Below are 6,390 nucleotides of genomic sequence, written 5' to 3'. Positions count from 1 at the left end.
TCTGCTCTGCGCGTCCGTAGCTCAGCTGGATAGAGTACCTGGCTACGAACCAGGCGGTCGGAGGTTCGAATCCTCCCGGACGCGCCATCCTTATAAACCCAGCCCCGGCTGGGTTTTTTATTGTCTGCATTTCCCGTTTCTTTGTTTCTCTTCTGAGCCTGCCTGCAACCACTGGTATTTCTGTGTGGAAAGGGGTAGTTTTGGCTTGCCTTGCAATGATAAGGCTAAGGATTCCACCGGATTGAGAAGGAAAATACCCATGACAACTCAACAGCTTGCTATTACTGCCTTTGGCGATGTCCATTGTCTTCAGCTGCAATCGGTCGAGATCGCCGCGCCGGAAGGGCGGCAGGTGCTGATCGATGTGGCTTATTCAGGGGTTAACCCTATTGATGCCAAAACCCGGGCAGGCTTAGGTTGGGCTGCGCAGCAAAACCGGGACAAGCTGCCTTGGGTGCCGGGCTATGATGTTGCCGGCGTCATCGCCGCCGTTGGCGAGGAGGTCACTGAATGGAGCGTCGGGCAGAGAGTGTGCGGCTTTATCGGATTTCCTTTGCAAGGCGGTGGATACAGTGAGCAGGTACTGGCCGAAGCGGACAGTCTGAGTCGGGTGCCGGATGGCGTCTCCTTAGCAGAAGCGGCGGCGTTACCTTTGGCGGGGCAAACGGCCTGGCAGGCACTGGAAAAAGCATCAGTGCAGGCCGGTGAGCGGGTATTGATCTTAGCCGGTGCTGGCGGGGTGGGCCATCTGGCGATACAGCTGGCATGTCGCAAAGGTGCTGATGTCGTGGCCAGTTGTTCGGCGGCCAATCAGGCATTCGTCTCTTCTCTGGGCGCACAAGCGGTGGATTACCAAAAAGGGGAGCTGGCAACTCAGCTGCAGGCGGTGGATGTGCTGATCGATCTGGTCGGGGGCGAAATAGGCGTGGCGGCTTTGTCTTGTGTCAAACCGGGCGGTCGCGTGGTGACTGTGCCGACCATCACGGCAGAGAGTGTGACCGCGGCGGCAAAAGTCACCGGCTTGCATGCGCAAGGCATGCTGGTGTCCCCTTCGGTGGCGCAGAACGATCAGATGCTGGCTATGATGGCAGAAGGTGATCTGACAGTGTTGATCACAGAGCAATTCCCGCTTGTGCAGGGCGCACAGGCACACCGTCAGATAGAAACTGGTCGTACCCGCGGTAAAATAGTTCTGGTCATGAAAGACTGACGAATGGATTGGAGTTGGTCTGGCGAAGCCCTGCTGTGGGGGCTGTTTTTCACTGGCTTACTCAGCGCGACCTTGCTGCCGGGAGGCTCGGAGGCCGGCCTTCTGGCCGCTCTCAGTACTCAGTCACAGCCGGTATGGCTGCTGGTTACCGTTGTCACTGCGGGTAATACTGTCGGGGGCATGGTGAGTTTTTATCTGGGACGTTGCATACCCGATAAAACTTCTGAAGAAAATCAGAGTCATACTAAAGCAGTTGCCTGGATAAAAAAATATGGTTACTGGAGCCTGCTGCTCAGTTGGGTGCCTGTTGTGGGTGATCCGCTTTGCCTGGCTGCAGGCTGGCTGCGGATGCGGGCAGGACTCTGTGCCTTGTTTATTCTCATCGGCAAAGCCGTGCGGTACGTCATACTGGCGCTGCTGTTTTGATTTTTCACTCTGAAATGAATAGAAGGAAGGCGAACGTGCAAAAGCGGATTCTGAGCCTTGTGTTGCTGGTCCTTAGCGGATGCAGCAGTCAGACGCCCCCCGAACAGGCACAGTCATTGCCTGATGGTGTGCATTTTGTCGAAAGTGTATCGGACACCAGTGCTGAAGTCGTGATCCCTTACAGCAAATATGTGCTGGATAATGGCCTGACGGTGATCCTGCATGAGGATAACTCAGATCCTATCGTGCATGTGGATGTGACTTACCATGTGGGATCAGCCCGCGAGCAATTAGGCAAGTCAGGTTTTGCCCATTTCTTTGAACACATGATGTTCCAGGGCTCCAAACATGTCGGCGATCAGGAGCACTTTCGCCTGATCACCGAAGCCGGCGGTACGATGAATGGCACAACCAACCGTGACCGTACCAATTACTTTGAAACTGTGCCGTCAAATCAGCTGGAAAAGGTGCTCTGGCTGGAATCAGACCGCATGGGCTTCTTGCTGAGTGCCGTATCCCAGCACAAATTTGAAATACAGCGCGCCACAGTGAAGAACGAGCGAGCACAACGCTATGAGAACCGTCCTTACGGCATGGTGAGTGAGCGGATTGGCGAGGCACTTTTCCCGCGTACACATCCTTACTCGTGGCAGCCTATCGGTTATGTTGACGATCTGGACCGGGTTGATGTTAACGATTTGAAAGCTTTCTTTCTGCGCTGGTACGGGCCGAATAACGCCACACTGACCATTGGTGGCGATATTGATAAAGCGGAAACACTGGCATGGGTACAGAAGTATTTTGGTGATATTCCGCGTGGACCGAAAGTTGATAATCCGCCGAAAGCGCCCGTCAAGCTGGATGCCGACCGGTACCTGACTCTGGAAGACAACATTCAGCAGCCTATGCTGATGATGGCATGGCCGACCTCGTACAATGGGGCGCCGGATGATGCATCACTGGATATGCTGGCGAAAGTCATAGGGGGCGGTAAGAACAGTATCCTGTACCAGGCATTGGTGAAAACCGGAAAAGTGGTGGATGCCGGTGCCTATCACGATTGTGGTGAGCTGGCCTGTACTATGTATGTCTATGCCATCGGGCAGAGTGGCGATCAGGGACGGCTGGACCGCATTTATGACGAGGTCAGTACAGTGCTCAGCAGTCTGGCTCAGCGTGGCGTCAACCAGCAAGAGCTTGATGAAATGAAAGGCATGGCCGAAGCCTCTGCGATTTTTGGCCTGCAAAGTGTGCATGGCAAAGTGGCGCAACTGGCGGCTTACCAGACCTTTTACAGTGATCCAAACCGCTTGGGCACTGAGCTGAGCAATTTGCGTAACGTTACACCCGCTGATGTGGAGGCGGTATACCGGCGCTATGTGGAGAGCCAGCCCAAAGTGGTGCTCAGTACTGTGCCCAACGGGCGTACAGAGATGGCCGCCGCCAAAGCCAACTACCGTCCGGCCGATCGCCTTATTCCCGAGCACAAATCCGTTCAGGACAATGAGCTGAACCTGCGCGAGCCACAGCACGAAGGGTTTGACCGCTCAGTCATGCCTCAGCCTTCAGAGCCGGTTACGGCTCAGGTGCCTGAGTTATACCGCTTCAAGCTGGCTAACGGTATTGAAGTGCTGGGTACCCAGTACGATGAAACCCCGACCGTGGAAGTGCAATTGGTTTTACCGGCGGGGCGCCGCTATGAACCTGTGGGCAAAGAAGGGCTGGCCGAACTCACCGCGGCGATGCTGGCAGAAGACAGCCAGCGCCATTCATCGGAAGATCTGGTGTCCCGTCTTGATACGCTGGGCAGTACTGTGACCTTCTCATCAGGTATGTACGGGACTGTTGTTTCTGTCACGACCCTGAAGAAGCACCTCAACGAAACGCTGGCTATCATGCAGGAGCGTTTGTTCGAACCTGCCTTCAATGAAGAGGATTTTACCCGGGTCAAACAGCAGGCGCTGGAAGGCCTGGTGTATGATCATCAGCGTCCGAGCTGGCTGGTCAGTCAGGCCACCCGCGAGGTGCTGTACGGCAATACTGTGTTTGGCCGTCCTTCGGACGGTACGCTGGCGTCTGTTCAGTCAATGACACTGGCCGATGTCAAAGCGTTTTATCAGCGCTTCTACACCCCTAATGGGGCGCAATTGGCTGTCGTTGGCGATGTGCAGCCCGCTGAGCTGACATCACAACTGTCATTTCTGGCAAGCTGGCAGGGTGCGCCGGCACCCACTTATGTCACCCCTGTGCTGCCTGCTCAGTCAGAGCCGGCCATCTGGCTGGTTGATAAGCCGGGGGCACCGCAAAGCACGGTACGCTTAGTGCGAAATGGCCTGCCGTATGATGCCACGGGTGAACAGTTCGAGCTCCAGCTGGCGAACTTTAATCTGGCCGGCAATTTCAACAGCCGGATCAATCTCAATCTGCGCGAAGACAAGGCCTACACCTATGGTGCCGGTGGTTATCAGAGCGGCAACAAAGAAGCAGGGCTGTCGGTATTCTATGCCGAAGTGCGTGCCGATGTGACCTTACCAGCGATCAAGGAAATGATGAAAGAGCTGGCGAACTACAGCAGCAGCGGCCTGACGGATGATGAGCTGGCCTTTATGCGTCTGGCGGTAGGTCAGCAAGAGGCACTGAGCTATGAAACCCCGAGTGATAAAGCGGATTTGCTGCGGCAGATCATGACCTATCAGCTTGAGGATGACTTTGTGTCGCAGCGCAATGCGATCACGGCTTCTATCAGTAAAAACAGGCTCAATGAGCTGGCGGCAAAATGGTTTGATCCCAAGGATTACCAAATTATTGTGGTGGGGGATGCGAAGTCATTGTTGCCGCAGTTGAAAACACTGAATATGCCGGTTCATCCTTTAAAGCCCGTGCAATAAGATCAGCATAATTACCGGCTTATTAAGCCGGTATTCAGCTTAAGATCTCAGCCGATACCCTGTGTATCGGCTTTTTTTATTGTTGCCGTTACCACAGGCAGGAAACCCTTTGCTAAATCAACAATAATCATGGTAATCAGCAAGAATTATGATTACCCTAGCTCCCCTGTGATAGTGATGATTGAGAACAGCCTGATGGATTTTTCACAAAGGTTAGAGAGGGTGTCGGCCAATCCGCAAGCGCTGACACAATTCGGTCGTGGCCTGGAAAGGGAAGCGTTACGAATAACCCCGCAAGGGAAGTTATCCACTCAACCGCACCCTGTCGGCCTGGGTTCGGCCCTGACCAATAAGTGGGTAACCACGGACTTTGCTGAGTCTCTGCTGGAGTTTATTACCCCGGTGTCGCGAGATGTCGATGAGCTGTTATCTCAATTGTCCGATATCCATAAATTCAGCTACAGCCAGCTGGGCAGCGAAATGCTCTGGCCTATGTCTATGCCTTGCTATGTCGGTGATGAGTCGGATATCGAACTGGCGCAATATGGCAGCTCCAACATTGGCCGGATGAAAACCCTCTATCGTGAAGGCTTGAAGCGCCGCTACGGCAGCATCATGCAGATCATCTCAGGTGTGCATTTCAACTTTTCTTTTCCGGACAGTTTCTGGCAACAGTTGTTTGGTGATCAGAGCGAAGATGAGCGTCAGGCTTCCGTGTCTGAGTCGTATTTTGCCTTGATCCGAAACTACTACCGGTTTGGCTGGCTGATTCCTTATCTGTTCGGTGCTTCTCCGGCGCTGTGTGGCTCATTCCTGAAAAAAGACGGCGCTAAGCTCGGTTTTCAAAAGACAGGCAAAGGCACCTATTTCCTGCCGAAGTCTACCGCACTGCGTCTGAGCGATCTGGGGTATACCAATCATGCCCAGAGTGCCTTGAAGATTGGTTTTAATCATCTGGCTCAGTATCTGGACGGCTTACAGAAAGCGATCCATACGCCGTCTGAAGAATTTGCCGATATCGGGGTTAAGGTCGGCGGAGAATTACGTCAGCTGAATACCAATGTACTGCAGATTGAAAATGAGCTTTACGCGCCTATCCGTCCCAAGCGAGTGACCAACAGCGGCGAGAAGCCGTCTGAAGCCCTGGAGCGGGGTGGTGTGGAATACATTGAAGTGCGCTCACTGGATGTTAACCCGTTCAGCCCGATAGGCATTACCTCTGAGCAGGTCCGCTTTTTGGATCTCTTCCTGACCTGGGCGGTCTTGTCACCGTCTGATGATATGGATGATGCCGAACTGGCTTGCTGGCGTGACAACTGGAAAAAAGTGGTGCTGCAGGGGCGGGATCCTGAGCTGCAACTGCAAATCGGTTGCCGTGGTGAGCGCCTGCCGCTGCGCGACTGGGCCTTGCGTGTCTTCTCTGAGCTGGAGCAGGTCGCAGTGGCCATGGATCAGGCCAACGGTGGCAACAGCTACCAGCAAACGCTGGCAACCCTGACCGGGTGGGTCAATGATCCTGAGCTGACTTTGTCCGCACAAGTCTTGCGTCACATTGAAGCCAATGAAGGCATTGGTAAGTTTGGCCTGGAATTAGCCGCAAAGCATGCCGAGTGGCTGGATAAGCAGAGTTACAGTCGGTATTCTCAGTCTGATTTTGAGTCGGAAGCGGCAGCCTCTGTGATGAAACAGCAGCAAATCGAGCAGGCTGATGAGGTTTCTTTTGAAGCGTTTCTGGCTGATTATTTTGCGGATCTGCAGCAAAATCCGTTTAAGAAAGCGTAACAGCAGAGATAAAAAAACGGGCAGCGACCTTGCTGCCCAATAAAATTACAATTTCGCAGGGATGACGACAGTTTGCACTGCCAG

4 protein-coding genes and 1 tRNA gene are annotated in these 6,390 nt (G+C 53.8%); all 5 read left to right on the top strand.

Annotated features, from left to right (window positions below; genetic code table 11):
- The first annotated feature begins 10 nt into the window (after window positions 1–10).
- Window positions 11–87, top strand: a tRNA-Arg gene (locus tag P0Y67_RS18005).
- 172 nt (window positions 88–259) lie between these two features.
- Window positions 260–1,210, top strand: a complete 951-nt coding sequence (locus P0Y67_RS18000) for an NADP-dependent oxidoreductase (protein ID WP_342393002.1) — start codon at window positions 260–262, stop codon at window positions 1,208–1,210.
- A gap of 3 nt (window positions 1,211–1,213) precedes the next feature.
- Window positions 1,214–1,636: a YqaA family protein gene (locus P0Y67_RS17995; protein ID WP_342393001.1), complete on the top strand. Its 423-nt coding sequence runs from the start codon at window positions 1,214–1,216 to the stop codon at window positions 1,634–1,636.
- 35 nt (window positions 1,637–1,671) lie between these two features.
- Window positions 1,672–4,524, top strand: a complete 2,853-nt coding sequence (locus P0Y67_RS17990) for a M16 family metallopeptidase (RefSeq protein ID WP_342393000.1) — start codon at window positions 1,672–1,674, stop codon at window positions 4,522–4,524.
- A 192-nt stretch (window positions 4,525–4,716) separates the two neighbouring features.
- Window positions 4,717–6,306 carry a glutamate--cysteine ligase gene (gshA, locus tag P0Y67_RS17985; RefSeq protein WP_027253542.1) on the top strand — a complete coding sequence of 530 codons (1,590 nt, stop codon included), beginning with the start codon at window positions 4,717–4,719 and terminating at the stop codon, window positions 6,304–6,306.
- The last annotated feature ends 84 nt before the right edge of the window (window positions 6,307–6,390 follow it).

This window comes from Photobacterium sp. SP02 (assembly GCF_038519165.1).
Taxonomy (GTDB): Bacteria; Pseudomonadota; Gammaproteobacteria; order Enterobacterales; family Vibrionaceae; genus Photobacterium; species Photobacterium halotolerans.
The sequence above is the reverse complement of the archived record's forward strand: the minus strand, read 5'-3'. Positions and strand labels throughout refer to the sequence as shown.

What these genes read in the sequence shown, in the direction of transcription:
- P0Y67_RS18000 (WP_342393002.1), top strand. Translation starts at nt 260, where the DNA reads ATGACAACTCAACAGCTTGCTATTACTGCCTTTGGCGATGTCCATTGT.
- P0Y67_RS17995 (WP_342393001.1), top strand. Translation starts at nt 1,214, where the DNA reads ATGGATTGGAGTTGGTCTGGCGAAGCCCTGCTGTGGGGGCTGTTTTTC.